Origin of the sequence: Dietzia sp. DQ12-76 (assembly GCF_014145045.1) — a bacterium.
Taxonomy (GTDB): domain Bacteria; phylum Actinomycetota; class Actinomycetes; order Mycobacteriales; family Mycobacteriaceae; genus Dietzia.
Genome location: NZ_JAALDV010000219.1, coordinates 1 through 3,427 on the forward strand (window position 1 = coordinate 1; position 3,427 = coordinate 3,427).

At 70.4% G+C, this 3,427-nt stretch carries 3 protein-coding genes; all 3 read right to left on the minus strand.

The genetic code is table 11. The features are described from left to right. Window positions 1–162: 162 nt before the first annotated feature. Window positions 163–1,059, minus strand: a complete 897-nt coding sequence (locus G6019_RS08485; RefSeq protein WP_182627405.1) for a type II secretion system F family protein — start codon at window positions 1,057–1,059, stop codon at window positions 163–165. 31 nt (window positions 1,060–1,090) lie between these two features. Then, window positions 1,091–2,038 (minus strand): type II secretion system F family protein, encoded by a 948-nt coding sequence (locus tag G6019_RS08490; protein ID WP_182613595.1) that lies wholly within the window; start codon window positions 2,036–2,038, stop codon window positions 1,091–1,093. Further along, a partial coding sequence (locus G6019_RS08495; RefSeq protein ID WP_241725946.1) for a CpaF family protein occupies window positions 2,035–3,427 on the minus strand: 1,393 nt, incomplete at its 5' end. The genes G6019_RS08490 and G6019_RS08495, both read right to left, overlap by 4 nt.

Genomic DNA, 3,427 nt, shown 5'->3' on the forward strand with positions numbered 1-3,427 from the left:
CCGCGCCTCCCGCCGCGGCCAGAGCCACGTGGAGACCGGAGCGCAGCCAGCGGGAGTCGGAGTCGGCGACCGACCGGATCCACCCGGTCAGCGCGGCGGCCAGTGCCGCGCACACCGCCGCGGTGAGGATCGCGGTCACGGTCGCGGTGGTGCTCGGGAGCACTAGGAGAATGCCTCCATCATGTTCATCGCGGTGGGGCCCAGGAGCACGATGAACAGTACCGGCAGGATGCAGAGGATCAGCGGGAAGATCACCTTGACGGGGATCTGCATGGCCTTCTCCTCCGCGCGTTGGCGGCGCTTCATCCGCATCTCCGCGGCCTGGGTCCGCAGGACGTCGGCGATCGAGATCCCGTAGGCATCGGCCTGGATGATGGCGCGGACGAAGCGTCGCAGGTCGGCGACGTCGCTGCGCGTGGCGAGTGACTCGTAGGCCTGCCTGCGGGTCTGGCCGACCTGGATCTCCTGCAGAGTCCGGACCAGTTCCTCGGCGAGGGGGCCCGTCCCGTTCTTGCCGGCCCGGGACATGGCGGAGTCGAAGCCCAGCCCGGCTTCCACGGCGATGGTCATCTGGTCGAGGGTGTCGGCCAACTCGAGTTGGATGGCCTGGCTCCGTTCCTGACCCCGGCTGTGCAGGAGGAGTTCGGGGAGGAAATAGCAGACCACGGTGGTCGCGAGGCCGAGCAGCACCGGCAGAGGCCCTTCCGTGCTGCGGATGAACAGCACGCTCAGGGCGCCGACCCCGAGCCCCAGGGCGAGCTTCACCACCAGCAGCCGGTCCAGCGACCACCCGGGTGGGCGGCCGGCGCGGGAGAGGAGTCTCTCCAGCATCCGGATGGACCCGGCCGGGGTGAGGCGCCGCGCGAGCACGATCAGCGGCCCAGGCGTCGAGTCCTCGTCCTGTGCGGGCCTCCCGTCAGCCGGCGCCACGTCCAGCCCCAGGGTGAGGTTGGAGACCGTACGGGCGCGATCCCCCCCGAGTCCGGTGACGACGGTCCAGACCACCAGTGCCACGGCCAGGCTGAGGGCGAGAACGGCGAACAGGGCCGAGGAGGACACGGTGATCTCCTTTCTGATTCCGGGGGCGGGTCTAGAACTTGATGTTGACGGTCTTGCGCAGCCACAACCCGCCGGCGACCAGCAGGATCAGGGCGACGACGATCAGCGCGTAGCCGAGCAGGCTCTGGGTGAACGGGACCATGTACGCGGGGTTGGTCATGACGAGGAACCCCGCGATCCCGATCGGCAGGGCCATGAGGATGTACGCCGAGAGCTTCCCCTCCGCCGCCAGGGCCTGGACCTGCCGACGGATCTGGTTGCGCTCGCGGATGGTGTGGCCCACGCCGTCGAGCACCTCGGCGAGGTTGCCGCCGACCTCACGGTTGATGGCGATGGCCTGGGTCACCCAGACGAAATCCTGGCTGCCCATCCGCTGGGCGGTCTCCTCGAGCGCGGGGGCGAGCTCGCGACCCACCCGCGTCTCGTTGATGATCCGCGCGAACTCCTCGGAGGTCGGTGCCTCGGCCTCGCGGGACACCGAGGCCAGGGCCTGCAGGAGGCTGTGCCCGGCCCGCAGGCTGCTGGCCATCAGTTGGAGCGAATCGTCCAGCTGATCGGCGAAGGCGGCCCGTCGGCGACCGGCTTTGACCGACAGTCCCACCCTGGCGGCCACGGGGGCGAGGATGCCCAGCACGATGCCGAGCAGTGGCCCCGAGACGACGACACCCAACGCGGTGGCGGCGAGAGCGGCCATGATCACGAGAAAGACGAAGTCCTGGAGGCGCATCTTCACCCCGGCCTCGGCCAGAGCCCCGGCACCCGGGGCCCCCCGGCGGCGGAGCATCGTGTCGATCGCCGTCGTCAGGGCGGTCGAGGCCCGCGTCACGGGACCCGGCAGGTCGACGTCTTCGGGGCGGCGCCGATCCCGGGGGAGGCGGGTGCGGGTGAGGAACCGCACCAGGACGTATCCTGCGACCAGAAGGGCGATCGAGAGGGCCCCCACCCCGATGGTCACCGGGGAGAGGCCGCCCGAGGTCACCGCGGACCGCCTGACGGCCCCGCCGCGGTGGCGGAGCCGAACACCCGCGGCGAGAGGGCGATGCCCAGCTCGTTGAACCGGTCGGTGAACCGCGGCCGCACACCCGTGGGAATCGGCTTGCCGAGGAACCTCCCGTTCGCGTCGAGTCCCGCGGCGTAGTCGAAGAGAAAGGCGTCCTGCAGGGTAACGGTCTGCCCCTCCATCCCCTGGACCTCGGTGACCGCGGTGACGCGTCGGGTGCCGTCGCGTAGGCGCGTGAGCTGGATGATGACGTCGACTGCCGAGGCGATCTGCTCGCGGATGGCGCGCAGCGGGAGGTCCATCCCGGCCATGAGCACCAGGGTCTCCAGGCGGGCGATCGCGTCCCGGGGGGAGTTGGCGTGCACCGTCGACAGCGACCCGTCATGGCCGGTGTTCATCGCCTGCAGCATGTCCAGGGTCTCTCCGCCGCGGACCTCGCCCACCACGATGCGGTCGGGCCGCATACGCAGGGAGTTGCGCACGAGGTCGCGGATACTGATCTCGCCCTTGCCCTCGATGTTCGCGGGCCGGGCCTCCAGCCTCACCACGTGGTCCTGTTGCATCTGCAGCTCCACCGCGTCCTCGATGGTGACGATGCGCTCGCCCTCGGGGATGAACGAGGACAGGACGTTGAGCAGGGTGGTCTTGCCACTACCCGTGCCTCCGGAGACGATGATGTTCAGCCGCGCCTGCACGCACGCCTGCAGGAGTTCGGCCATCTCCGGGGTGAGCGTCCCGAAGCGGATCAGGTCGGGGACCTTGAAGGGGTCGCGGGAGAACTTCCGGATGGTCAGCGAGGAGCCGTTGACCGCGAGGGGCGGGACGACGGCGTTGACGCGGGATCCGTCGGCCAGCCGCGCGTCGACGAGCGGGGAGGACTCGTCGATGCGCCGCCCGATCCGGGAGACGATGCGCTCGATCACCCGGCGGAGGTCCTCCTCGGAGGTGAATCTCGCGGCGCTCCGGGAGAGCTTGCCGCCCTGCTCGATGTAGATCATGTCCGGCCCGTTGACCATGATCTCGGTGACGGTGGGGTCCGCGAGTAGGCGTTCGAGGGGGCCGTGGCCCAGAACGTCGTCCTGGATGTCGGCGATGAGCCGCTTGCGCTGCTCACTGGTCAGCGGGACGGTCTCCTCCTCGACCACCTGGTTCAGCTCACTGCGGACCAGGGCGTGGAGTTGCTCCTCGGTGAGCGAGGGGTTGTTGAGCCGCGCGCCCATCCGCTCGAACAGGGCCGCCGAGGCGCGTTCCTTGAGCTTGGACAGGGCGTCGCCGGCCGCGGGGGGCGCCGACGGGTCGTCCGACGTCGGGGCCACGACGGGACCGGGCGCCACCGGGGCCGCGGTGGCTTCCGGACTCGTGGCGGGA